At 58.7% G+C, this 24,872-nt stretch carries 22 protein-coding genes; 13 read left to right on the forward strand and 9 right to left on the reverse strand.

Annotated elements, in window-relative coordinates:
- Positions 1-10 precede the first annotated feature (10 nt).
- Both rsxA and metG read right to left on the reverse strand, forming a co-directional pair.
- The gene (gene rsxA / locus ACP2AU_RS13555; protein WP_011784454.1) at positions 11-592 is read right to left on the reverse strand and encodes an electron transport complex subunit RsxA; all 582 of its coding nucleotides are present in this window, start codon (positions 590-592) and stop codon (positions 11-13) included.
- Positions 593-612: 20 nt separating this feature from the next.
- Positions 613-2,649 (reverse strand): methionine--tRNA ligase, encoded by a 2,037-nt coding sequence (gene metG / locus ACP2AU_RS13560; protein ID WP_426376739.1) that lies wholly within the window; start codon positions 2,647-2,649, stop codon positions 613-615.
- A 180-nt stretch (positions 2,650-2,829) separates the two neighbouring features.
- Here metG and apbC point away from each other — a divergent pair, with 180 nt between their 5' ends.
- From apbC to ACP2AU_RS13580, 4 genes are all read left to right on the forward strand, one after another.
- Positions 2,830-3,930, forward strand: a complete 1,101-nt coding sequence (gene apbC / locus ACP2AU_RS13565) for an iron-sulfur cluster carrier protein ApbC (protein WP_426376740.1) — start codon at positions 2,830-2,832, stop codon at positions 3,928-3,930.
- A gap of 387 nt (positions 3,931-4,317) precedes the next feature.
- Positions 4,318-4,884, forward strand: a complete 567-nt coding sequence (gene dcd / locus ACP2AU_RS13570; RefSeq protein ID WP_426376741.1) for a dCTP deaminase — start codon at positions 4,318-4,320, stop codon at positions 4,882-4,884.
- Positions 4,881-5,480, forward strand: a complete 600-nt coding sequence (locus ACP2AU_RS13575; protein WP_426376742.1) for a YjaG family protein — start codon at positions 4,881-4,883, stop codon at positions 5,478-5,480. Before dcd ends, ACP2AU_RS13575 begins: the two co-directional genes overlap by 4 nt.
- 63 nt (positions 5,481-5,543) lie before the next feature.
- Complete coding sequence (locus ACP2AU_RS13580; protein ID WP_426376743.1) at positions 5,544-6,821, forward strand: valine--pyruvate transaminase; 1,278 nt, start codon at positions 5,544-5,546, stop codon at positions 6,819-6,821.
- Here the strand turns inward: ACP2AU_RS13580 and ACP2AU_RS13585 are convergent.
- The 3 genes from ACP2AU_RS13585 to purM form a co-directional block, all read right to left on the reverse strand.
- On the reverse strand, positions 6,818-7,555 hold the full coding sequence (locus tag ACP2AU_RS13585) for a DUF3108 domain-containing protein (RefSeq protein WP_426376744.1): 738 nt from the start codon (positions 7,553-7,555) through the stop codon (positions 6,818-6,820). The genes ACP2AU_RS13580 and ACP2AU_RS13585 overlap by 4 nt on opposite strands.
- A 73-nt stretch (positions 7,556-7,628) precedes the next feature.
- Positions 7,629-8,291 carry a phosphoribosylglycinamide formyltransferase gene (gene purN, locus ACP2AU_RS13590; RefSeq protein ID WP_426376745.1) on the reverse strand — a complete coding sequence of 221 codons (663 nt, stop codon included), beginning with the start codon at positions 8,289-8,291 and terminating at the stop codon, positions 7,629-7,631.
- Entirely contained in the window at positions 8,288-9,352 is a 1,065-nt protein-coding gene (gene purM, locus ACP2AU_RS13595) for a phosphoribosylformylglycinamidine cyclo-ligase (RefSeq protein WP_426376746.1), read from the reverse strand. The genes purN and purM overlap by 4 nt, the downstream gene beginning before the upstream one ends.
- Before the next feature lie 188 nt (positions 9,353-9,540).
- On the opposite strand from purM, the gene ACP2AU_RS13600 reads away from it, so the two are divergent.
- The 5 genes from ACP2AU_RS13600 (at position 9,541) to ACP2AU_RS13620 (ending at position 13,319) form a co-directional block, all read left to right on the forward strand.
- The gene (locus tag ACP2AU_RS13600; RefSeq protein ID WP_426376747.1) at positions 9,541-10,854 is read left to right on the forward strand and encodes a DUF2066 domain-containing protein; all 1,314 of its coding nucleotides are present in this window, start codon (positions 9,541-9,543) and stop codon (positions 10,852-10,854) included.
- 69 nt (positions 10,855-10,923) lie between these two features.
- Entirely contained in the window at positions 10,924-11,433 is a 510-nt protein-coding gene (locus tag ACP2AU_RS13605) for a CDP-alcohol phosphatidyltransferase family protein (RefSeq protein WP_426376784.1), read from the forward strand.
- The gene (gene hda, locus ACP2AU_RS13610; RefSeq protein WP_426376748.1) at positions 11,430-12,128 is read left to right on the forward strand and encodes a DnaA regulatory inactivator Hda; all 699 of its coding nucleotides are present in this window, start codon (positions 11,430-11,432) and stop codon (positions 12,126-12,128) included. Before ACP2AU_RS13605 ends, hda begins: the two co-directional genes overlap by 4 nt.
- A gap of 42 nt (positions 12,129-12,170) precedes the next feature.
- Positions 12,171-12,968, forward strand: a complete 798-nt coding sequence (locus ACP2AU_RS13615; RefSeq protein ID WP_426376749.1) for a ParA family protein — start codon at positions 12,171-12,173, stop codon at positions 12,966-12,968.
- A 9-nt stretch (positions 12,969-12,977) separates the two neighbouring features.
- Positions 12,978-13,319 carry a YqcC family protein gene (locus ACP2AU_RS13620; RefSeq protein WP_426376750.1) on the forward strand — a complete coding sequence of 114 codons (342 nt, stop codon included), beginning with the start codon at positions 12,978-12,980 and terminating at the stop codon, positions 13,317-13,319.
- A 16-nt stretch (positions 13,320-13,335) separates the two neighbouring features.
- On the opposite strand, the gene nadC is transcribed toward ACP2AU_RS13620, so the two are convergent.
- Positions 13,336-14,175, reverse strand: a complete 840-nt coding sequence (gene nadC / locus ACP2AU_RS13625; RefSeq protein ID WP_426376751.1) for a carboxylating nicotinate-nucleotide diphosphorylase — start codon at positions 14,173-14,175, stop codon at positions 13,336-13,338.
- A 222-nt stretch (positions 14,176-14,397) separates the two neighbouring features.
- Between nadC and ACP2AU_RS13630 the strand changes: the two genes are divergently transcribed.
- The 4 genes from ACP2AU_RS13630 (at position 14,398) to ACP2AU_RS13645 (ending at position 20,456) form a co-directional block, all read left to right on the forward strand.
- Complete coding sequence (locus ACP2AU_RS13630) at positions 14,398-16,707, forward strand: DUF1631 domain-containing protein (protein WP_426376752.1); 2,310 nt, start codon at positions 14,398-14,400, stop codon at positions 16,705-16,707.
- 106 nt (positions 16,708-16,813) lie between these two features.
- Positions 16,814-17,425: a 1,6-anhydro-N-acetylmuramyl-L-alanine amidase AmpD gene (gene ampD, locus ACP2AU_RS13635; RefSeq protein ID WP_426376753.1), complete on the forward strand. Its 612-nt coding sequence runs from the start codon at positions 16,814-16,816 to the stop codon at positions 17,423-17,425.
- On the forward strand, positions 17,426-18,313 hold the full coding sequence (locus tag ACP2AU_RS13640) for a histidine kinase (protein WP_426376754.1): 888 nt from the start codon (positions 17,426-17,428) through the stop codon (positions 18,311-18,313).
- A 112-nt stretch (positions 18,314-18,425) separates the two neighbouring features.
- Positions 18,426-20,456 (forward strand): methyl-accepting chemotaxis protein, encoded by a 2,031-nt coding sequence (locus ACP2AU_RS13645; protein WP_426376755.1) that lies wholly within the window; start codon positions 18,426-18,428, stop codon positions 20,454-20,456.
- A gap of 36 nt (positions 20,457-20,492) precedes the next feature.
- Here ACP2AU_RS13645 and ACP2AU_RS13650 read toward each other — a convergent pair whose 3' ends face one another.
- Genes ACP2AU_RS13650 through ACP2AU_RS13660 form a run of 3 tightly spaced genes read right to left on the reverse strand, consistent with a single transcriptional unit; the run spans position 20,493 to position 24,814 of the window.
- Positions 20,493-21,050, reverse strand: coding sequence for a cob(I)yrinic acid a,c-diamide adenosyltransferase (locus ACP2AU_RS13650; RefSeq protein WP_426376756.1), 558 nt, complete (start codon positions 21,048-21,050; stop codon positions 20,493-20,495).
- A 22-nt stretch (positions 21,051-21,072) separates the two neighbouring features.
- Positions 21,073-21,957, reverse strand: a complete 885-nt coding sequence (locus ACP2AU_RS13655) for a ketopantoate reductase family protein (RefSeq protein ID WP_426376757.1) — start codon at positions 21,955-21,957, stop codon at positions 21,073-21,075.
- A gap of 4 nt (positions 21,958-21,961) precedes the next feature.
- The gene (locus ACP2AU_RS13660) at positions 21,962-24,814 is read right to left on the reverse strand and encodes a valine--tRNA ligase (protein WP_426376758.1); all 2,853 of its coding nucleotides are present in this window, start codon (positions 24,812-24,814) and stop codon (positions 21,962-21,964) included.
- Between the last annotated feature and the right edge of the window lie 58 nt (positions 24,815-24,872).

A 24,872-nucleotide genomic window follows, 5' to 3' on the forward strand; every position in this document is an offset into this window, starting at 1 on the left:
AATCGCTCCGTCAGACTGCGACCAGGCCGGTAAAACCCAGGAAAGCCAGCGACATGAGCCCTGCGGTGATCATACCGATGGCCGCGCCCCTGAATGCAACCGGTACGTCTGAGACGGCAATGCGCTCACGCATGGCGGCAAACAAAACCAGCACCAGAGAGAAGCCGGCTGCGGCACCAAAGCCGTACAGTACAGATTCCACAAAGTTGTTGTTCTTGTTGAGGTTCAGAAGCGCCACGCCGAGTACAGCGCAGTTGGTGGTGATCAGGGGCAGAAAGATACCAAGTACCCGATACAGCAGCGGGCTGGTCTTGCGAACGACCATCTCGGTGAATTGCACCACAACGGCAATCACCAGAATGAACGTGATTGTTTTGAGGAATGCGAGATCTAGCGGCGCCAGCAGGTAGGTGTAGGCCAGATAACTGCACACCGACGACAGGGTCAGCACAAAGGTGGTGGCCAGCGACATACCCATGGCGGTTTCCAGTTTGCCGGAAACCCCCATGAACGGGCACAACCCCAGGAACTGCACCAGCACGAAGTTATTCACCAGAATGGTGCTGACCAGAATCAGTAAATACTCTGTCATCGGAGCGTCTCAGTTTCTTTTTACATCACCCGCATACCCGGCACAGCGCCGGAATCCGGAGACAGAATGAAAATGTCCTTACCACCGGGGCCGGCCGCCAGAACCATGCCTTCGGACATACCGAACTTCATCTTCCGGGGCTTGAGGTTGGCCACCATCACCGTCATACGACCTTCCAGGTCTTCCGGTTTGTAGGCCGACTTGATACCAGCAAACACGTTGCGCTCGCCATGCCCCACGTCAAGAGTGAGGCGAAGAAGCTTGTCGGCTCCCTCAACGTGCTCGGCCTTGAGAATTTTCACCACGCGCAGATCGACCTTGGCGAAATCCGGGAATTCAATTTCCTCGGCAATCGGCTCCAGGTCCTTTGCTGCGTCTTTCTTGACGTCGCCCTGGGCGGCCGGCAGCTCTTCTTTAGAAGCCTCAAGCATCTTCTCGATCTGAGCCATGTCCACCCGGCTCATCAGCGGCTTGAACTTGTCGATGCCGTGGTTTTCCAGTAGGGCCGTGCGGGTATTCCAGTCCAGACGGGAGTTGAGGAAAGACTGGGCTGCCTCCGCCGTCTTCGGCAGCACCGGCGCCAGATAAGTCATCAGCAGTCGGAACATATTGATGGCGTTGGTGCAGATGGCCTGTAACTTGTCGTCCTGGCCTTCCTGCTTCGCGATCACCCAGGGCTGCTCATCATTGACATACTGATTGGCGATATCGGCCAACTCCATAATCCGGCGCATGGCGCGGCCGAACTCCCGGGATTCATAGAATTCGGCGATCTGCTCGCCGGCATCAATAAACTCCTGCAGCTTTTCCTGCTCGGTGACCTGGCCCAGCTTGCCGTCAAACCGCTTGGTGATAAACCCGGCGCTGCGGCTGGCGATGTTCACCACTTTGCCCACCAGATCGGAATTCACCCGGGCGGCAAAGTCTTCCAGGTTCAGGTCCATGTCATCCACACCGCCGGTCAGTTTGGCGGCGAAGTAGTAACGCAGGTATTCCGGATTCAGATGGTCCAGATAGGTGCGGGCCATGATGAAGGTACCGCGGGACTTGGACATTTTCTTGCCATTCACTGTTACAAAACCGTGGGCCCAGACCGCAGTTGGTGTGCGGAAGCCGGCATCGTGCAGCATGGAGGGCCAGAACAGCGCATGGAAATTGATGATGTCCTTGCCGATAAAGTGATACACCTCGGCGCTGGAATCCTTCTTCCAGAAGTGCTCGAAATCGATGCCTTCGCGGTTGCACAGGTTCTTGAAGCTGGCCAGGTAGCCAATCGGAGCATCCAGCCAGACATAGAAATACTTGCCGGGCGCGTCCGGAATTTCAAAGCCGAAGTAGGGCGCGTCGCGGCTGATATCCCATTCATGAAGGCCGGCATCCAGCCATTCAGCGAGTTTGTTGGCCACCTGGGGCTGCAGCGCGCCACTGCGGGTCCACTTGCTCAGGAAATCGTGAAACTCTGGCAATTTGAAGAAATAGTGCTCGGACTCTTTCTCGACCGGCGTCGCGCCAGAGACCGCGGAACGGGGGTTGATCAGCTCTGCGGGGGTATAGGTGGCGCCGCAGGCCTCGCAGTTATCACCGTACTGGTCTTCGGTCTTGCATTTCGGGCAGGTGCCCTTGATGAAACGGTCCGCCAGGAACATTTCTTTTTCGGGATCGAAGAACTGGGTGATCTTGCGGGTGGCAATATTCCCGTTCGCCTGAATCTGGCGGTAAATGTACTCGGAGAAGTACTGGTTTTCTTCCGAATGCGTGGAGTAATAGTTGTCGAAGCGGATATTGAAGCCGGCAAAATCTTCCTGATGCTCCTGACTGATCCTGTCAATCAGCTGCTCCGGGGTAATGCCCTCGCGTTCTGCGCGCAGCATGATGGCGGTACCGTGGGCATCGTCGGCGCAAACGTAATAGCAGTTGTGGCCACGCATATTCTGGAAGCGCACCCAGATATCGGTCTGAATGTATTCCAGCAGATGCCCCAGATGGATGGGCCCATTGGCGTAGGGCAGGGCACTGGTAACCAGAATGTCGCGCTGTTGCTTGCTCGCTTGCGTCATGGTGATGTCCGAACCTTATGTTGACACGGGTTGGAAAGACAAAACGGGATTCCTGCAACAATTGCAATTGATTGTTCCAGGTAAAGACCCCATATGGTCAGAAACGGGCACAGATGATACCTTCCAAACCATCTTTTTTCACCTGCATTCAAGCTTATGAGCTTATTCCGGAGACCCCCGATGACCCAGATTTTCCAACAGGCCCTCGAAGCCGCGGTGCGCGAATACCGGGACCCTTACCTGAACAAAGACCTGTACGAACTGGATGCCGTGAAAAACCTGAGTGCAGACGACAACGGTAACGTGACCCTGATGGTCGAACTGCCGTACCCGTCCAAAGGCATTGCCGGCGGCCTGAAACAGATCGTTGCCAACGCCCTGGAATTTGTTGACGGCGTGGAAAACGCCCAGGTACACGTAGCCCAGAAAATCCACAGCTACAAAACCAACAAAGACCTGCCGGCCGTTCCCGGCGTGAAAAACATCATCGCCGTGGCCTCCGGCAAAGGCGGCGTCGGCAAATCCACCACCGCCGTGAACCTGGCTCTGGCTCTGCAGGCCGAAGGCGCCCGGGTCGGCATCCTGGACGCCGACATCTACGGCCCCAGCATCGGCATGATGCTCGGTGTGCCCGAGAACAAACGCCCGGACGTACGCGAAAACAAATACTTCGTCCCCATGCCCGCCCACGGACTTCAAGCCAACTCCATGGCCTTCGTCACCACCGACAAAACCCCCATGGTCTGGCGCGGCCCTATGGTCAGCGGTGCCGTCATGCAACTGCTCCAGCAAACCCTATGGGATGAACTCGATTACCTGATCGTCGATATGCCCCCCGGCACCGGCGACATCCAGCTCACCCTGGCCCAGAAAGTTCCGGTCACCGGGGCGGTCATCGTCACCACTCCCCAGGACATCGCCCTGCTGGACGGCAAAAAAGGCATCGAAATGTTCCGCAAAGTCGACATCCCGGTGCTGGGTGTGGTCGAGAACATGAGTGTGCACATCTGCTCCAGCTGCGGCCACGAAGAGCCCCTCTTCGGCCACGGTGGCGGCGAACGCATCGCGGAAGAGTACGACAGTACCCTCTTGGGCCAGTTGCCCCTGCACATGACCATTCGCGAGCAAACCGACAGCGGCGCGCCGACCGTGGTCGCTGAGCCGGATTCTGAAGTAGCAAGACGCTACCGCGACATCGCCAGAAGGGTGGGGGCGGAGTTGTCCACCCGCGAGCGGAATCTTGGTGGGACGATTTCGAGTGTTTCCGTAACGGAGCATTAACCAAGATCCGGTGCCAAGGGACTGAAACTAGGCTGTCGGATCGCGGCGTCAGGCCCTCCTGTCCAAAAATGTCGGAGGCCATGGATGGCCGGAGAGAAGCGCACATGGGTGAGGCAAGTGTTTATGAAGCGGAGCTTCATGCGCAGCCGAACGACAGCAATCTGTGATTGCTGGCTGGACCCGCTTGCGGGTGCTCGTAGCGGTTTTTGGACAGAAGGGCCTGATGTCGCAGCCACCTGCCGTAGCGTTTTTTGGAAAGCAGCCCACACTTCCTTTGGTTCTGCTCGCAGGCTGCGAAGAGCGAGAGCGTCGAGGCTTCGACAGTCACCCCACGACAAGGTAAACTACGCCCCAATTTTCCCACCAGCTGGAAACGAGAATTCACCCATGAGCATCAAATCCGACAAGTGGATCCGCCGGATGTCCGAACAGCACGGCATGATCGAACCCTTCGAAGCCGGGCAAGTTCGGGAAAGCGAAAAAGGCCGCGTCATCTCCTACGGCACCTCAAGCTACGGCTACGACGTACGTTGCAGCAACGAATTCAAAATCTTCACCAACGTCCACAGTGCCACCGTCGACCCTAAAAACTTCGACGAAAACAGCTTCGTCAACTACACCGGCGACGTCTGCGTCATTCCGCCGAACAGCTTCGCACTGGCGCGCACCGTTGAATACTTCCGCATCCCCAGAAGTGTGCTGACCATTTGCCTGGGCAAAAGTACCTATGCCCGCTGCGGGATCATCGTAAACGTCACCCCGCTGGAACCGGAGTGGGAAGGCCAGGTGACTTTGGAATTCTCCAACACCACCAACCTGCCAGCGAAAATCTACGCTAACGAAGGCGTTGCCCAGATGCTGTTCTTCGAATCCGACGAAATCTGCGAAACCAGCTACAAAGACCGTGGCGGCAAATACCTTGGCCAAACCGGCGTGACCCTGCCCAGGACATGAACGCCAACCAGTTTCTGAAAGCCGTCTCACAACTGCAGGGCTGGCGCGAATGCGCCTTCCTGCTGGCCCTGGCTGAGCGCTCGTTTCCCAACTACGCCCTGTTTGCAGACGCCGTTGGCCTGAAAACCGGCGGCAAAATGCGCCAGTTGCTCGATCTTGGCTGGGAGATGCTCCAGAAAGAGACAGCCGATGCCGCCATTCCCCAATTGCTGACCAAACTTGAAGGCCTGTGCCCGGACGTTGAAGACTACGACGCGTACGGGGTCTATCCAGCCTTCGATTTTTGCCAGTTGCTTGAGCAGGCGCTGCTGAATCGCCTGAACCCGAACAAGCACCGCGCTACCGAAGCCTCCCAGCTGGCTACCCGGACCGTCATGGACTTTGTTGAAATGTCCGAAGGCGAAGAACTGGATGAGAATGATCTGGTGCGCTTGTTCGAGCATCACCCCCTGCTGAAAGACGACAAGCTGTTTCAGCGGGACACGGTTGTGGCCCTCAAAAAACAGCGAACGCCCCGGGAAGACTTCCTGGCTGAACTGCAAGCCGGCGCTGCAAATCAGGGTGTCAGCAACCTTGGGATCTCCCTGGAAATCTGACACACCGGCTGGCTGAGCTAATTGCCCGTAACCCGCCTCAGAGCCCTTGGAACGGAAGGAATCATGAAACTCTCTGCTTTTGGTCGTAAATTTACCGCCGATGCCGGCATCACTTCCTTGATGGACGATCTTGGAAATGCCATGGCCTCAGGTGAAGACATGATCATGATGGGGGGTGGTAATCCAGGCCACATCCCCGAAATACAGCAGCGGGTGCAGCAAATTCTGGCCGACATGGCGGCTGATGAAGGGGAGGTTCGACGCCTTGTGGGAATCTACGACCCCCCGCAGGGTGAGAAGCAGTTTATCGCCTCTCTGGCAGAGCTGCTTAACCGGGAGTACGGCTGGGGCCTGAAGCCTGAAAATATTGCCCTGACTAATGGTAGCCAGGCCGCCTTCTTTATGCTTTTCAATATGTTTGGCGGGGATTATGGCGATGGCCACCGCAAGCATATCCTGCTGCCCCTGGCGCCCGAATATATTGGTTATGCCGATGCCGGAATTGAGCCTGGGCTGTTCCATGCCGTGCAGCCCGATATTTCGTTTACCGATGCCCACGAGTTCAAGTACCGGGTCGACTTTGACGCCGTAGAGGTCACCGGTGAGACCGGCGCTATCTGCGTATCCCGCCCCACCAATCCCACGGGTAACGTGGTGACGGACGAGGAGCTGGCCCGGCTTGAAGAACTGGCGCGACAGCACGACATCCCGCTGATTGTCGACGGTGCTTACGGCACGCCTTTTCCAAGCCTGTTGTTTGTCGACGCGCAGCCAACCTGGAATGAGCAGATCGTCCTGTGCCTGAGTTTGTCCAAGCTGGGTTTGCCGGCGGCTCGCACCGGCATTGTGATTGCAGAAGAGTCCATCATCAAAGCGCTGTCGGGCATTAATGCGATCATGAATCTGGCCACCGGCAGCTTTGGTGCCATGCTGGCGGAGCCGCTGGTAAGTTCGGGTGAAATTTTGTCGCTGAGCCGCGATGTGGTTTGTCCGTTCTACAAGGAGAAGATGCAGCGGGCAGTGTCGGCATTCCGTGATGCTATGGGCGAGGATAGTTGCCGCTGGTACATACACAAACCTGAAGGCGCCATGTTTCTCTGGCTCTGGTTCCCGGATTTGCCGGTGTCGAGCTTGGAACTCTACCAGCGGCTGAAGGCGCGTGGTGTGTTGGTGGTATCCGGCCATTACTTCTTCCCCGGCCTGCCGGAAGATGGCTGGCGCCATCGCCATGAGTGCCTGCGGGTAACCTACTCGCAGGACGACGACCGGGTCGCCGAAGGGTTGCGAATCATCGCGGAGGAAGTAAAGGCAGTATGGGCCGCGCAAGCGCTGGCCGATTAATCAGCCAGCGTTGCCTCTTTCAGTCGTAACTCGTATTCGCTGCCATCCGGCTCTACCTGGAGCAGGCGCACCAACAGATAATCCCGGGCCGGATCAAACCACATCAGAGTCTGGCGCTTGGAACCCTCGTCCCGGACCTTTTCCGCTTTCAGCGTCTTCATGTTGCTGCCGTTGGTGCTCAGGCTGTCTTCATCAATCGCGGCGAACCGGTCGTCGTCGTAGTCACCTTTATCCAGTACCTGATAGGTCACATCCCGTTTGCCCGCCTTCAGATCCTGATGCAGCTGGAGCTGGTAACCCAGGGGGTCCAGGGTGTTTTCCCGTAATTCCACCTCAAAGGTGTCGCCCCGGTAACTGCCGGTGGCAACCCCGGCCTGCCAGTCAAAATCAATGGACTGTTTGCGATCCTTGATCAGGAAGCCGGACAGCCGGTAGCGGTAACGCAGGGGGATAACCCGGCCTTCTTCCCACCGGAAAATAAGAGACTCGTCGATGTCGGCGATGAACGAGTCCACATCTGTGCGGTAGAGCCAGACGTTGTTGCCCTTATCGGACAGAACCCGTATCCCTTCGCCGTTAAGGCTGACACCCTTCGACATTGATGCGGTATAGCTGGCTTTGTAGGGCGTCAGGGGGGTATCGGCCGCGGTTGCCGGGAATGCCAGCCCGATCAGGCCGGCAACAGCACCGGCCAGCAACCACCGGGATAACATTTTCGGGATCTTGATACGCATCCGGAGACCTCTTTCACTGTTCACGCAGGTGACAGTGTAGTGTGTTCGGCGGTGCGTTGGGATGACAATATGTTCAGCCGGCAGCCAGTCGCATAGGTTGCTCTAGCAGGGCACCGTCAAACAAGACGCCCTCCGCACCAAGCTGTATCCGGCCTTCGCAGAACCAACGGACAACAATCGGATAGAGCAGGTGCTCTTGCTCTTGCACCTTCTCCGCCAGGGACTCCGGTGTGTCATCCCCGGCCACGCCGATCTCGGCCTGGGCGATCACGGGGCCGCCATCCAGTTCCTCGGTAACGAAGTGGATCGACACGCCGTGTGTCTGGTCTCCGGCCTCAAGCACCCGCTGATGGGTGTTCAGGCCTGTGTAGGCGGGCAGCAGCGAGGGGTGGATGTTGAGCATCTTACCCCGGAAAGCGCGCACGAAGTCGCTGGTCAGTATGCGCATAAAGCCTGCCAGCACCACCAGGTCCGGGTTGTGGCGCAGGATCTCGGCCATCAACGCAGCGTCGAATTCTTCCCTCGAGCCATATTGCGTGTGATCAATAACAAACGTGGCGAGATTGGCCTGGGTAGCGCGCTCCAACGCAAAAGCGCCGGGCTTGTTGCACCCTACGGCTATAATCTCCCCCGGGAAGTTTCTTTCCCGGGAGGCTTCGATCAGGGCCTGCAGGTTGGTGCCACTGCCGGAGGCCAGGACCAGGATCTTGGGGACGGGGGCCGGATCTGCCATCATGCTTTCAGCAGCCCCGGTGCGTAACGAACGACAGGCTCGGCATCGCTGGTGTCGGCTGCTTCCATCACGCCGATCTGCCAAACGTTCTCGCCCATGGCGGTAAGTGTGTCCATGGCCAGTGCTTTCTGGTCTTCCGGTACGCAAACGAGCATACCGATCCCGCAGTTGAAGGTACGGTACATCTCTTCCCTTGCCACGCCGCCGGCGTCCTGGAGCCATTGGAACACGGGTGGGAGTTCCCAGCTCCGGGTGTCGATTGCCGCTACTGTGCCTTTGGGAAGTACCCGGGGAATGTTCTCTGGCAGGCCGCCACCGGTGATGTGGGACAGGGCCCGGACATCAACCTCGCGAATCAGTTGAAGCAGATTTTTCACGTAGATCCGGGTTGGTGCCATCAGTGCATCGGCAAGCGTGGTATCGCCCATCGGCTGGCTCAGGTCGGCGCCGCTGACTTCGAGGATTTTCCGAATCAGCGAGTAGCCGTTGGAGTGCGGGCCGGATGATCCCAGTGCCAGCAGGGCATCGCCCGGCTGTGCGCGGCTTCCGTCAATAATGCTCTCGCGCTCGACAACACCCACGCAGAAGCCCGCGAGATCATAATCGTCGCCTTCGTACATACCCGGCATTTCTGCGGTTTCGCCGCCGACCAGCGCGCATCCGGCTTGCTCGCAGCCCTTGCCAATACCTTCAACGACATCGGCTGCGACATCCACGTTCAGTTTGCCCGTAGCGTAATAGTCCAGGAAAAACAGCGGTTCTGCGCCGCCCACCACCAGGTCGTTGACGCACATGGCTACCAGATCGATGCCGATGGTGTCGTGTTTTTCCAGTTGCATGGCCAGGCGAAGCTTGGTGCCCACGCCGTCGGTGCCGGAAACCATGACCGGCTCTTTGTAGCCCGCGGGAATGGCGACCATGGCGCCGAAGCCGCCGAGGCCGCCGAGCACTTCAGGGCGGCGGGTGCGTGCGGCGGTATTCTTGATTCGGTTGACAAGATCGTTGCCGGCGTCGATGTCTACGCCAGCGTCGCGATAGGTCAGGGAAGGCTTCTGTTCGCTCATGGAATATAACCGTAGGCCTGTGAGTCAAGGCGCGGATTTTAGCAGGTGCGCACGGGCGCTCCAACCGGAATCGGGAGGCAGCGCGATTTTGCCCGCCAGAGATTGCCGGGCGGCAATCTGTGCTTGCTACTCTCGGCTTTGGTGATGGTGTATCCTGTGCGCCAACCATGGGATTGGCAAGGTGTTTCATGACCGAATCATTTATCACAGCCGTAGCCAGACGAATGGCCGCGGCCTGTTTCGTGGCCGTCTGCTGGGTTGTTTCCGTCGCCCCGGCATCGGCCGTTACCGTGTCTGGCCTGTATTCGGCTAATGTTCCGCTCAGCGGCACGGAGGCTGCAGACCTTGAAGCCGGGTACGCGGAAGGATTGCGGCAAGTCATGGTTCGGGTTTCCGGTTCACGCGAGGTGCTTGCGCTGGAAGGCCTGGAATCGGTGCTGGCCGACGCGGAATCGATGCTGCTCTCTTACCAGGTGAATCGCAAGAACGATCAGTCCCGCCTGCAGATGAGTTTTGGTGCGGTGGGTGTGAATCGCGCCCTGGCATCTCTGGAGGCTCCGGTCTGGGGGGCTAACAGGCCGCTGACTCTGGCCTGGGTGGCGGTGGAAGATCGCGGTGAACGGCAATTGTTGACTCGGGTTACGCAGAATGAGGCTGATCGTGAAGACGGCAGCTGGGCCAGGTTGCTGTCTGCTGCCGCTGACGCCCGCGGGCTGCCCGTTGTGTTTCCGCCAGAGCGGTTCGCCGGTGATCGGGCGCTGTTATCGGACTTGTGGGGGCAATTTGTCGGCCGTATTCAGGATGTTTCCGGGGACCTTGCTCACGACGCACTGACGCTGGTGCGCATCAGTCGCTCCGGGAGCCAGTGGCGCGCCGGTTGGGTTATTGAAGGGATGGGTATGGATGCTGGCGAACAATCGCTGACGGCTCAGACACCTGAGCAGCTGGCTGAGGCTGTGATAGACCGGTGGACCGAACAATATGCCAGCCGATATGCGGTCACGGCCGACGGGGTTGGTGAAGCGCCGAAGGTGGATATGGTGTTGGAAGGGGTCTCGACACTGGCCGATTATGGCCAGATTACCGGCGCATTGCGGGAAATGACCCCGGTAATGTCGGTGGGGGCGTCGCGGGTACGCGGCGACCGGCTTACGGTTGAGCTGGCGTTTTCGGGGGAGCTGGACCAGTTGAAAGAGCATATTGCGCTGGATGCCCGTTTTGTCCCGACGGAGCGACCGGATGAGCCGGCCGCAAGCCGCTTGCCTGCCGAGGGCGCGCGCTCTGATGATGCCGGGCCAGAAGTGGTTGGGCAGGCAACGCCGTCGCAGGCTCCGTCAGACAATGAGGCGCAGGATGCGGAATCCTCCTCTGCCGGGTTCAGTTATCGGCCGCTGGCGCCGGGAGATGAGCAGGATTCAGAGCAGGCTTTTGAATCGCTGTACCAGGTACTTTACTACCGCTGGCAAACCGCTCCCGGAACCAGTGGGGGTGGCCGAAGTTGATGCTTTGATGGAGGCAGCCCGGTGAGTTCAAGGTGGCGCTGGATTCCCAACGCGCTGACGTTCTTGCGAATGGTGTTGATTGTGCCGTTCGCAGGCGCATTATTGCAGGGCAACTACCGGTTGGCCCTCGCTATCTTTTTTGTCGCGGCGCTTACTGATGCCTTCGACGGATTTTTGGCCCGTCACTTCAACTGGCGTTCCCGTCTTGGAGCGGTTGCCGACCCATTGGCAGATAAAGCGCTGTTGATTTCGGCGTATCTGATGCTCACCATTACCGGCGTGCTGCCGGTGTGGCTGTTTGCTCTGGTTTTGGGCCGGGATCTGGTCATCGTGTGTGGCGGGCTGGCATTTCATTACGGCATTGGTCGTTTTGATATGGAGCCGAGCCTCCCCGGCAAGTTCAATACATTTATCCAGATTCTGGTGGCGTTGGCGATTATTATTTTGCTGGCGGGGCTGCCCATGCAGCCATGGGTGATTGCCGCGGGCACCTGGCTGGTCGCCGTCAGTTCAGTGGTTAGTGGCGGCCACTACGTCATGGTATGGAGTTTGCGGGCCTGGAGGGCGAAGCGGACATGAAAGCCTCACAAATGGTGCTGGGGGTCAAACTCCGCGATGATGCCAGATTCGATAACTTCCACGGCGATCGGAACCGCCCGGCAGCCGAGCGCCTGAAGTCGGTCTGCCATCGACCGGAAGGGTTACCGGTGGTGGTTATCTGCGGGGATTCCGATACGGGCAAAAGCCATCTCCTGCAGGCTTTGTGTCACGAATCCGAGCAAATGGGCAAAACCGCGGTCTGCATCAGCATTGAAGAGTTGTTGCCATTTGGCCCGGACGCGCTGGCGGGCCTGGATAGCCATGATGTGATCTGCCTGGACGATCTGGAGCACGTAGCGGGTGACCCGGCCTGGGAGGAAGCGGTATTCCACTTGTATAATCGTGTGCTTGACCAGAAGGGGTTGCTGGTGATCAGCCTGTCTGAAGTGCCGGCCTCGCTGCCGTTCGGGCTGGCAGACCTTGGTTCCCGGCTTGCACATGGTCTGCTTCTCCAGTTGGGGGTGTACAGGGACGAGGACCGCCAGCGCATTCTCATGGCGCGAGCGGAACAGCGTGGCCTGGTGATGAGCGACGATGTTGCGGGCTTTATTATGCGCCGGGCTCCCAGAAGGCTGGGGGATCTTTTGGGTTTGCTCGACACCCTGGACGAAAACTCACTGCAAGCCCAGCGCAGGCTGACCATTCCGTTCGTGAAAGCGGTGATGGGATGGTGACGACAGAGAATTAATAATGATAAAGGTCATTGGAGAGACGACATGAGACGGGTTGTATTCAATCAGAAAGGCGGTGTTGGCAAATCCAGTATTACCTGTAACCTGGCCGCAATCAGCGCCGCGCGAGGTAAACGGACACTGGTGGTGGATCTTGACCCGCAGGGCAACTCCACCCATTATCTTCTGGGCAAGCCGGCGGCAGAGCTCCGGGATACCGTGGCTGACCTGCTTGAGCAGACGGTCGCCTTCAGTGTGTTCAACCGTCGTCCGGACGAATTTGTGCACGCGTCCTCGTTCGACAATCTCTTTGTGCTGCCGTCCAGTCCGGAGCTGGATTTTCTGGAGCGCAAGCTCGAGACGAAGCATAAGATCTACAAGCTCAGGGAATTTCTGAAAAAACTCGGTGACAGTTTTGACGAAATCTTCATCGATACCGCGCCGGCGCTGAACTTCTATACCCGGTCTGCGCTGATTGCCGCCCAACGTTGTCTGATCCCGTTCGATTGTGATGATTTCTCCCGCCAGGCGCTGTACAACATCCTTCACGAGATAGGTGAGCTGCAGGAAGACCACAACGAAGAGTTGGTGGTCGAGGGTATTATTGCGAACCAGTTCCAGCCGAGGGCAAGCCTGCCAAGGCAGCTGGTCAAAGAACTGATTGACGAAGGTTTGCCGGTGCTGCCGGTGCGCTTATCCAGCTCCGTCAAGATGAAGGAGTCGCACCAGAGCCGGCAGCCGCTGATTCACATGGCACCGAAGCACACCCTTACTCGCCAGTATGAGGACCTTTACCGAGTGCTGCATGGAGAGTCTGTTGAGCTGGAGCCTCTGGCCGACTAAGAGGAGACTATGAGCGAAAACGCGCGCCATCTTGATCTGATCACCGATGGTTTACTGAACATCGAAATTGAACTCCGACAGCTGGGTGTCTGGCAATACGAAGCGCTGCCGCCGGCCGCGTTTGAAAGTACCCAGCCATTTTGCCTGGATACCATGAGCTTCACTCAATGGTTGCAGTTTGTGTTTCTTGAAAAGATGAAATCGCTGGTTGAGGCCGGCGGTCCGCTGCCGGCGGTGTCTGGTATTGCGCCCATGGCGGAGGAGCATTTCCGGGGGCGCGAGCAATCCGGACGTGAACTGGTGGCAGTGCTTGAGGAAATGGACCAGTTGCTGTCGTCCGGGCTCCAATAACGTTTCCGGCGCCGGATTACTCCAGGCGCATGGAAAGGTCGATCGCGCGCACGTCTTTGGTGAGGGCGCCAATCGAGATGTAGTCCACCCCTGTCTCGGCTACGGGCACAAGAGTTTGCGCGTTGATGCCACCGGAGGCTTCGAGGCGAGCCTGTCCTGCGTTGCGCCTCACCGCTTCGGTCATATCCGCCAGCGAGAATTCGTCCAGCATGATAATGTCGGCGCCCGCCTCCAGGGCCTGACCCAGCTCCTCAAGTGACTCGGTTTCCACTTCCACCGGTTTGCCCGGTGCAATACGGTGCGCTTCGGCCACCGCGTTGGCAATTGATCCGCACGCGGCAATGTGGTTTTCCTTGATCAGGAAGGCGTCCCAGAGGCCCAGTCGATGGTTGTCGCAGCCGCCGCAGGTAACAGCGTATTTCTGCGCCAGCCTCAGCCCGGGCAGCGTTTTCCGGGTATCCAGCAGGCGGGCCGGGGTGTGTGCCACCTGGCGAGCGTAACCGGCGCAGGTAGTCGCAACGCCCGACAGTGTCTGTAGCCAGTTCAACGCTGCGCGTTCGGCAGTCAGTAGTGAGCGGGCAGGGCCGGCCATCCGGAAGATCACTTCGTTGGCTGGCACGTCGTCGCCATCGCGAAATTGCCAGTGCAGGGTCACGCGTGGATCAATCTGGTGAAAGACTTCTTCAACCCAGGCCTTACCGGCCAGGCGGGCGTTCTCCCGGGTAATGACTCGCCCTTGTGCGGGTTTGTCCGCGGGGATCAGCATCGCAGTAATGTCACCATCACCAATATCCTCCCTCAGGCTCTGGGCAACGGTTTCGACGCGGGCCTGGCGAAGCAGTTCAGCTGGAATCATGGGATTTTCCGGGGGCTAGGGTGGGTTTCAGGATTTCCGGCGCACAATTCTACTGCCAGCCGGGCCGTTCTCCAAATGCCGCGGCTCCGGCATCAAATGTGATGCAGTTCCTGCGTACACAAAAGGTGACAAAATCTGACACAAGGTGACGAGGCCTGCCCGTATGATGTAAAAGTACAGAATCCTGAAAAAACATCAGCAGCATGAACGCGGAGCATCCAAATGGCGCACGATAACAAGGTAGTCCGCTTGACCGGTCAGGCATCGGTCAGCCGTTTCGCGTTGCCGACCGAGCTGGTGCGATTGCGTGACACATCGGGTCAGTCGCTCAAAGCGGTGCTTGCCAGTTTTTTCGAGCAGGCAGACGACAGCCTGTTTGCCCTCGCAGACCGGGCTGCTTCCAATCAGGACCAAACCGCCTACTTCGACGCCATGCGCGAGTTACGCCTGCGACGCAAATCCATGACCGTGTCGGTGCTTCAATACGTCAGTCAGGCCTTCAATGATCTGGGTAAATTCAAGCCTTCGCGCTCCGGAAGCTCGCTGGAGGAGGTTGATCAGGACTCTCTCAGTCTGTTGGACCACTCCGAGCTTGAGCAGCAGGTGGCGATTGATAATCTCACCAACCGTCTGCGTAACCGGTATCAGGAGCAGGTGCGAATGCTGGCGGCACGAATCCGCCACCTGGTGCCGCAGCTGGAGCTGTCAGACGACCAGATGCCGCTGAGCCCTGAAGTGCTTTGCGGGGCTATTTCTGATGCCTGTACCGATCTTGATATCGACATTCGGGCAAAACTTGTGGTGCTGAAGCTGTTCGAACGGCTGCTGGCAGACAAACTGGGCGACTTTTATCAGGCCTGCAACAAAACACTGGCAGCCTCCGGTGTACTGCCCGATATGAAACGCGCGCCGGTGGCGGGGCAGGCGCCAAAAGGTTCCGGAACCGCCGGCGCAAGCCATAGCCCGGCGGCGGGGGCGGCCGGCGAGGGAGCGGGCCCCCGTGTACAATCGTCGACAACCGATGGTCAGGCGCCCACGTTTAACGAGTTGAGTGCCCTGCTGCATCAGGGAAGTGGCGGCCAGTCTGCTCCTTCCCCGGCCGGTACCGTACTGGATACGGACCGTTTGATGGCCCGCCTGAGTGAACTGCAGGGCGAGGCACAGCAGGATACCGGCAATACCGTGTTGCCGTTGCGCCAGCAATTGCAGCCTCTGCTTCAGCAGTCTGAAGGTAAGCCGCTGTCGGTGGCACAGGTCGACAGTGATGTCATCAACCTGGTGTCCATGCTGTTCGACTTTATACTGGAAGATCGGCAGTTGCACCCAACCATGAAGGCGCTGATCGGCCGGCTGCAGATTCCGGTGCTCAAGGTCGCGCTGGGCGACAAGAACTTTTTTAACCGGGGTGGTCACCCGGTACGCAAGCTGCTTAACGAGCTGGCCCTTGCAGCCATTGGCTGGAGTGAAAAACGCCCGGGTATGCGGGACCCTCTCAAGGAGAAGATTGAGGAAGTGGTTGGCCGTGTGCTCAACGAATATACCGATCAGGTCGGGTTATTCGAAGCGCTGCTGAAGGATTTCGGTCACTTCATGGATCTGGATCGCCGGCGCCGGGAGTTGGTGGAGCAACGTCTCCGGGATGCGGAGGAGGGGCGGGCAAGACAAGAACGTGCCAGTCAGGCTGCGACGGAGGTCATCCATGAACATACCGCAGGCAGGGTGATTCCCGAGCCGGTTTTGCAGGTTCTGAATGAACCCTGGACCCGCTATCTGCAATGGGTGGTCCTGCGGGAAGGCGAGGACAGTGAGCGCTGGCAGCAGGCCAGGGCATTCAGTGCGCGACTGGTGTGGACGGTGGACCCAAGGCCCGTCTCCACTGACACCCGGGCAGAACTGCTGAAAGCGATTCCTGAGGTGGTGGAGGAGCTCCGTATGGCGTTGCAGGAGATTTCCTGGGACCCGTTCGCGACCGATGCCGCCATTCGGGACCTGGAGCTCGCGCACGTCGATGTGTTCCAGAATCTGGTGACTGCACCGGTGGTAGCAGACACAGCCCCCTCTGTGGAGCGTGTTGATATACCCGAAACTCCGGCGGAGCCGGAAGAAGTTCCCCAGCGGCCGGAGCCTGCGCCCGAGGTTGTGGATGAGCGTCCTGAGCCTGCTCCGGCTCAGCCGGCCGAGGTGTCGCCCCTGGTTGCCGAGGCGACTGTGGATACGGCTCAGGCTGAAGCAGACGCACCAGCCGCTGCCTTGCCCGAGTGGCTGGATAAGGCGGATCGGCTGCGGGTCGGGTCCTGGGTGGAAATGGCTCGGGATGAAACCCGCGTGCGCTGTAAGTTGGCCGCCTTTATCAAGGCGACCGGAAAATACATCTTCGTAAACCGCAGCGGTGCCAAAGTCGCCGAATATCATCGGGAAGACCTGGCGATTGCCTTGCAGGATCAAACCATCACGATGCTGGACGACGGGCTCATTTTCGACCGGGCACTGGAATCCATTATCGACAACCTGCGCCATAGTCGAAAGGATTGATCTTCGCCGCGTCGGGGAGCCGGCCGGAACTCCGATGCGCCGTGGCATCGGTGGGCGCTTTGTGATTCAATCATTTGCATGAATCCTCTGCGTTTATGGAACACTCTTGTCTGATACCCGGAACGACCATCATCCTGATAGCCTGAAGCAGGCGGCCTCGCATCTGCGCGCCACTGGCCGGATTGCCGGGGCTCGCTGGTGCCCGTCGCCCAACTTTGGTGCGCGCCCCGAGGGCACCTCGGTTTCATTGCTGGTGGTTCACAACATCAGCCTGCCCCCCGAACAGTTCGGCGGCCCGCATATCGAAAATTTTTTCTGCAATTGCCTGGACACCTCGGTGCATCCCTACTTCGAGACCATTGCCGGGTTGAAGGTTTCTGCCCATGCATTAATTCGCCGGGATGGTTCGGTTGTCCAGTTTGTCAGTTGTCTGGACCGCGCATGGCATGCCGGTCGTTCCAGTTTTCAGGGACGGGACGAGTGTAACGATTACTCCATTGGTATCGAACTCGAAGGCGCAGACGAGATTCCTTATACCGAGTCGCAATATCGCGCATTGGCACGGCTGGCCCGCATGATCATGGCCGCCTGGCCGGAAATTACGCCGCGCCGTGTTGCTGGCCATAGTGATATTGCGCCCGGGCGAAAAACCGATCCGGGGCCTGCTTTTGCCTGGTCCCATTTCCGTTCGCTGTTGTCGACTGAAGAGGAAACCTGAATGTCATTCCTGGTGTTTCTGTTTGCTTATGTCATTCGGCGAAGGCTGGACCGCGCTGACCGCCTGGTCGGCGATGACCTCTGGCGAGCGTGGTTCCATCGCTGGAGCCGCGTGCAGGCAGGCCGGGAAACTGCTGTCTGGAAGGGATTGTTGCTGGTTCTGGTGCCGACCATGCTGCTCGCTGGCGCCGTGTTCCTGGCTCGCGAAAACGGCTTCCGCTATGCCTTGTATCCGCTTGAGCTGGTGCTCTTGCTGGTGTTGATGGGGGCGCCCGGCTGGCGAAAGGTGTTACTGGTCTATTCTGACGCCTGGCGGCGCGGCGATATGCAGGCCGCCTGGCGCCATATCCAGGAGCGTCTACCGGCTGCGGAACGGGGTGCCGCGCTGTCACCGGAGGCAATGCATCTGTCGGTGTCGCGGTCGCTGATGCGATCGGTCTTCGACCGGTTTTTTCTGGTGGTGTTCTGGTACGCCGTCGGCGGCATCGCCCTGGCGTTTCTGGCGCGGGGCCTGGTTGCGCTGTCCAACCACTGGCCACAGGCCGCGGCCCGCGACCGCTATGATCGGATAGCCCGCGTTGCCGGTTGGCTTCCTGCCCGCTTGCTGTCCTGCACCTTCGGGCTTGCCGGTGATTTTCCGGGTTGGTCACGGGCTATCCGCAAGGTATTGCCCGGGTTCGGGAAGAATGTCTCGGAAGTGCTCATGAATTCGGCGAACGGGTCGTTAACCGGTTATGCTCTTGATCCGGCCCGTTTTTCCGAAATGCACCCCGGGGAATGGCCGGCCTTTGGCGGGCGGAGTCTCAGTGCAATCCGGGATCTGCTGAACCGGAGTATGTTGGTCTGGATTTGTGCGTTCGCACTTCTGGTGATTGCCGGATTGCCGTGAGGATGGGCAAACGGGTTACAGAATAACACTAAATAGTGATTAAGTTTTTCCGGTAACGGGCGATAATTAAACAAAGAATAAAGATTCAGTTTTTAGAATCAGCGAGGGCTCCGTGAATTACATAATCAATCCAGCGGTAGCGCTGATGAACCGGCTGCCGATGATCTATAAGTTCAGCCTCATCAGTATTCTCTTTCTAGGGCCCATCATCGTCCTTTCCTGGCTGGTGATCTCCGGGCTCAATCAGTCTGTCCAGACAACGACGCGGGGCATTGATGGCCTGGCGGAGCTTCAGAAAGTGGAGCGTCTGTTGGTGGCGGCGATGGATTATCGTGATTATAAAGCCCCCGGCATCCTCAAAGACGAGCAGGCACTGCTCGAGAAAGCCGATGAGGCGGCATCCCGGCTGGATACCTTGCTGGCAGATCTCTCTGAGCCCCGGCGCTCGTTCGATTCCTCAGGCTCCTGGCAGAGCCAGGTTATGGCGGTTCGCGATGATTGGGAATCGCTGAACGCCAATGGCAGTTATCAGGGCAACATTGACCCCCAGTTCAAGTACTACCAGGAATTTGTCCAGAAAGTGATGGCGTTGCTGCCGGCGACCATCGAGATTTCAGGCCTGGGGCAGGATGTTTCGCGGGAGAACCTGCTGCTGCTCGGGTTGATTCGTTCGGCCTTGCCGGAGGCCCGCTCTGCGATTGGCGAGGCTCGGGCTTACGGTATCTATGCGCTTGTCGAAGGCCAGGTCGGCTTCGCGCTCAGCGAGAGTCTCAATGGCATTTACGACCGTCTTACCAACCGCAGTTCTCTGCTTTTGCCTGCCCTGTCGGTAGCTGTGGAGGCGTCACCCAAGTTGGCTGAGCGGGCCGTTGGAGCCCTGGCACGGGTGGAAGAAAGTCTGCTTGCGGTGCGCGATGAGCTGGACCTGAATGTCATCACTCCAATGCGGCTAGAGCTGCCCTGGCGTGAGTTCGATGCAACCTTGTCTGCGCAGCTGAATCACTATGGCACGCTCAGCGAAGGCATTTTCAGGGTTGTAGAAGCCAACCTTGAGCAGCGTCTGGCGAAAGAGACCGGCCAGCGTACCCTGATTGTGGTGGCGCTGATTGCCGTCTTGCTGGTGGTGGTCTACCTGTATGTTGGCTTTTTCATGTCGGTGCGCATCGCCATCAATCGCTTCAGCGACGCGGCGCGTAATGTTGCCGCCGGGGACATGACCACGCATATCAAGCTGAATAACCGGGATGAGCTGGGCGAGCTGACCTCCGAGTTCAACGATATGACCGATCGCATTGCGGAGCTGATCCGTTCGGTTGGCTCGACAACTGCCGATGTCGACCAGCAGGCCTTGCGCGTGAACGATACTGCGTCTGCCAACAGCCAGGCGGTGGCCCGGCAAATGGATGAAACCGGCCAGATCAATGAAGCAATGGGGCAAATGGTCGAGGCGGTCAATGAGGTGACTGAAAGCGCCCATCGGGTGGCTGACAGTGCGGGCAATGCCGAGAGAGATACTGATACCGGGCGGGAAGTGGTTGCAGACACCGTTGGCACCATTAACCGCCTGGCAACGGAAATTGCCGGCGCCGTGGAGGTGATCAACCGGGTAAGTGCCGACAGCGACAACATCAGTCAGGTGCTGGTGGAGATCAAGGCGATAGCGGAGCAGACCAACCTGCTGGCGCTGAACGCCGCCATCGAGGCTGCCCGTGCGGGCGAGCAGGGTCGCGGCTTTGCGGTGGTCGCAGATGAAGTGCGCTCACTATCCCAGCGTACTCACAAGTCCACCGAGGAGATTGAAAGCATGATCTCCCGGTTACAGGGTGGCGTGAAAGAGGCGGTGTCTGCGATGACTTCAAGCCACGATGCCACCGAGCAAACGGTTCAGAAATCGGGTGAGGTAACCGAGGCGCTGGATCGGATAGCGTCGGGGATTTCTGAAATTGTGGATATGAGTCATCAGATCGCCCAGGCCGCGGAAGAGCAATCGGCAGTGGCCAAAAACGTGAACACAAACGTTGAGCGAATCGGTGAGCTGGGGCAGAGCACAGCGGCGAACGCCGAAGAAACGCTGGCGTCGTCGCGCCAGATGTCGGAGCTCACCGCGTCTCTTCAGCGCTTGGTGGAGGCGTTCAGAGTCTGATTGGCAGAATGGCTAAAACACCAGGAAATCCGGCCCTCAGAGGCCGGATTTTTTTTGCTCCCAGAGAATTTCCTGGCTGCCATCCCGGCGTGCCAGTACTCGGGCGATCACGAACAGCAAGTCGGACAAGCGGTTCAGGTAATGGCGGGAAGCCGTATTGATGGAGTCCTCGTGACCCAAAGCCACAACCACGCGCTCAGACCGGCGGCATACCGCCCGGGCCAGGTGACACTGTGCCGCAGCGGGGCAACCGCCGGGAAGGATGAAATTTTTCAGTGGCGGAAGGTCCGTGTTGTATTCATCCAGGGTTTGCTCGAGCCATTCGATGTGGTCGTCGCTGATGACCTTGCTGCCCGGAATGGCAAATTCACCGCCCAGGTCGAACAGGTGATGCTGAACCCGGCGGAAGGTTTCAATCAATGCATCTTCAGCCGGGAGCGTTTCAATCAGGATGCCAATGTGGCAGTTCAGTTCGTCTGCCATGCCCATGGCCTCCACGCGCTGGGCATTCTTGGCAATTCGATTGCCGTCGGCCAGGCCGGTCGAGCCGTCGTCTCCGGTTCGGGTATAGATCTTTGACAGGCGGTTACCCATGCGTTGTTTCCCTCGCTAAAAGTCAGTTCAGTTGTTGTACCTGTCCGGCAAGCATTTGGTTCACCGGTGTCGCGATGCCATGTTGTTCGCCCAACTTCACCAGGTAGCCGTTAATGAAGTCGATTTCCGTGCGGCGCCCGGCCAGCACGTCGGCCCGCATAGACGACGTGTTGGTGGCCGTTTTGCGCGCGACTCCTTCAATCTGTTGCCGCAAAGCGCCCGGTGTTTGCGCCGGTTGCCCGGCTGCCTTAAGCACGGCGGCGATTTCCTGGCACAGCGGGTCAATCCAGTGCAAATAGAACGGATGTTCCAGGATATCTCCATTGGGGCAGTCGAGAATCGCGGTGAACGCGTTGATGCCGGCATTGATGACCAGCTTCTGCCAGAGCTTCCCGAGTACGTTTTCGACGGGATGAATGACCAGGTCGGTGGGCGCGAGATCTTCGATAACCTTGGCTACGCAGGAATGGCCTGCCGGGGTCAGAGCGCCCATCCAGGTTTCTCCCAGGCCGGCATGGACCGTGGTGTCTGGTTTTGGGCGGTTGGCGCCTTCGGTGGTTGAGGCTGCGATTATTGGCCGGCTGGGCCAGCGGTCGGCCACCGCTTGCTGGCTGCCAAGGCCATTCTGGAACAAAACAACCGGTACGGTTTCCGGAAGAGCAGGCAAGGCTGCCGCCAGGGCATTCAGGGTGTCTCCGGCTTTGGTGGTGACCAGCAACACGCGGGGTATCTGGCCCGGTTTCAGCCAGGGAACCGTTACCTTGAACGATTCGCGCCCCACGGGCTGAAATGTGTAGCGGGCCGGTTCGGCCATGCTGCCCGGGCGGGGCACGAACGCTACCTGGCCGGCAGATAGCGTCGCGGCCCAGAGCCGGCCCAGAGAGCCGGCGCCGAGGATGGCAATCATGGCCTTACATGGCCTCGATTTCTGCCCGTTGAGTGCTGAGCCTCTGCAGGCTGCCCTGAGCATCCTTCAGCTTCTCTTTCTCCTTATCGACAACTTCTGCCGGAGCCTTGGCGGTGAACTTCTCGTTGTTCAGTTTGCCTTCCAGGCGGCCGATTTCCTTGTTCAGGCGCTCCAGTTCCTTGTCCAGGCGCTTGAGCTCGGCATCCTTGTCGATCAGGCCGGCCATGGGCACCAGAACTTCCATCTCGCCCACCAGCTGGGTGGCGCTCATCGGCGCTTTGTCGCCGTCGAACCACTCCAGCTTCTCCAGCTTGGCCAGAGACATCAGGAATTGCCGGTTGTCGTTCAGGCGGCGCTGATCGTCGGCGTTGCCACCTTTGAGCAGCACCGGTACCTGCTTGGCCGGGGAGATATTCATCTCGCCACGGATATTGCGCACCGCCACGATAACGCCTTTGAGCCACTCGATATCGGCGGCGACTGCGGTATCCTGCTTGCTGGTGTCTGGTTGCGGGTAGGGTTGCAGCATGATGCTGTCGCCCTGCTTACCGGCCAGCGGCGCAATGCGCTGCCAGATCTCTTCGGTGATGAAGGGCATGATCGGATGCGCCAGGCGCAGTACGGCTTCGAGTACGCGCACCAGGGTACGGCGGGTGCCACGCTTGGCTTCGGCGCTGGTGCTGTCATCGCTCAGGGCTGGTTTGGACAGTTCCAGGTACCAGTCGCAGTACTCATTCCAGATAAACTCGTAGAGCGCGTAGGCCGCCAGGTCAAAACGATACTGGTCCAGGTGGCGGATGACTTCCTGTTCGCAGTGCTGCAGTTCACTGGTGATCCAGCGGTCTGCCAGAGACAGCTCCACGGGCTCATCGTTTACGCCGCAATCCTCCCCCTCGGTGTTCATCAGCACATAACGGGCCGCGTTCCACAGCTTGTTGCAGAAGTTACGGTAACCCTCCAGGCGCTTCATGTCCCAGTTAATGTCACGGCCGGTGGTGGCCATGGCTGCCAGGGTGAAGCGCAGGGCGTCTGTGCCGTGTGCGGTAATGCCCTCCGGGAATTCCTTCTCGGTACGCTTGCCAATCTTTTCGGCCAGCTTGGGCTGCATCAGATTGCCGGTGCGCTTTTCGAGCAGCTCCGGCAGGCTGATGCCGTCGATCATGTCCAGCGGGTCAATGACGTTGCCCTTGGACTTGGACATCTTGTCGCCGTGTTCGTCCCGAATCAGGCCGGTGACGTATACGGTATGGAAGGGCACTTGCGGGGTGCCGTCTTCGTTCTTCATGAAATGCATGGTCATCATGATCATCCGGGCGACCCAGAAGAAAATGATATCGAAGCCGGTGACCAGCACGTCGGTCGGGTGGAAGTTCTTCAGGCGCTCGGTGATTTCCGGCCAGCCCAGGGTGCCAAAGGTCCACAGGGCAGAGCTGAACCAGGTGTCCAGCACATCGTCGTCCTGTTTGAGTTCCAGGGTATCCGGGAGCTGATGTTTGCTGCGAACCTCAGCCTCGCTCCGGCCCACATAGATATTGCCTTCAGCGTCATACCAGGCCGGAATCCGGTGGCCCCACCACAGCTGGCGGGAAATGCACCAGTCCTGGATGTCACGCATCCAGGCGAAGTACATATTCTCGTACTGTTTGGGCACAAACTGGATGCGACCATCTTCTACCGCCTCGATGGCGGGCTGGGCCAGGGTTTTGGCATCGGCGAACCACTGGTCGGTAAGCATGGGTTCGATGATCAGCCCGGAGCGGTCACCCCGGGGCACGCTCAGTACGTGGTCCTCAATCTTCTCAACCAGCCCCGCCAGTTCCATATCCGCCACGATTTGCTTGCGCGCGGCTTCCCGGGTCAGGCCGGCGTAAGCCTCTGGCAGTGCGCTGTTGATCTCGGTATTTTCGCTGCCATCGGCATTGAAGACTTCGGCGACATCGCGAATATTGGCGTCTTGGGTCATCACGTTGATCATCGGCAGGTTGTTGCGTTTACCCACCGCGTAGTCGTTGAAATCGTGAGCCGGGGTTATCTTCACGCAGCCCGAGCCTTTCTCCGGGTCGGCGTGGTGATCTGCAATAATCGGGATGCGACGATTAGCCAGCGGCAATAACACGTGCTTGCCAATCAGATGGCCGTAGCGCTCATCGTCCGGGTGCACGGCCACGGCGGTATCGCCTAGCATGGTTTCCGGGCGGGTGGTCGCAACAATCAGGTAGTCTTTGCCGTCTTGCGTGGTCTCGCCGTCAGCCAATGGATAACGAAGGTGCCAGAAAAAGCCTTTTTCTTCCTTGTTCTCCACTTCCAGATCGGAAATGGCGGTGTGCAGTTTCGGGTCCCAGTTCACCAGCCGCTTGCCGCGATAGACCAGGCCGTCTTCATACAGCCGGATGAACACTTCCTGTACGGCCTTGTAGAAACCGTCGTCCATGGTGAAGCGCTCGTTGCTCCAGTCGACGGAGTTGCCCAGGCGGCGCATCTGGCGGGTGATGGTGCCGCCGGATTGCTCTTTCCAGTCCCAGATGCGCTTGATGAACTCGTCCCGGCCCAGATCGTGGCGGGTTTTGTCTTCCTCGGCCGCCAGTTTGCGTTCGACCACCATCTGTGTGGCAATGCCGGCATGGTCGGTGCCCACGGTCCACAGCGCGTTACGCCCCTGCATCCGTTTGAAGCGGGTGAGGGTGTCCATAATGGTGTGCTGGAACGCATGGCCCATGTGCAGGCTGCCGGTCACATTGGGTGGCGGAATGGCGATGCTGTAGGAGTCGCCCTCTCCGCAGGGGCGGAAATAGCCTTTGTTTTCCCAGTTTTCGTACCACTGGCGCTCGATGTTTTCTGGCTGGTAGGTTTTTTCCATGGGATTCTAAGGTGACCGTTTTGGTTGATTCACAGAGGAAGTTTGAATTGCCGGATTA

The sequence above is a fragment of the Marinobacter sp. VGCF2001 genome, from assembly GCF_049943275.1.
Classification (GTDB): domain Bacteria; phylum Pseudomonadota; class Gammaproteobacteria; order Pseudomonadales; family Oleiphilaceae; genus Marinobacter.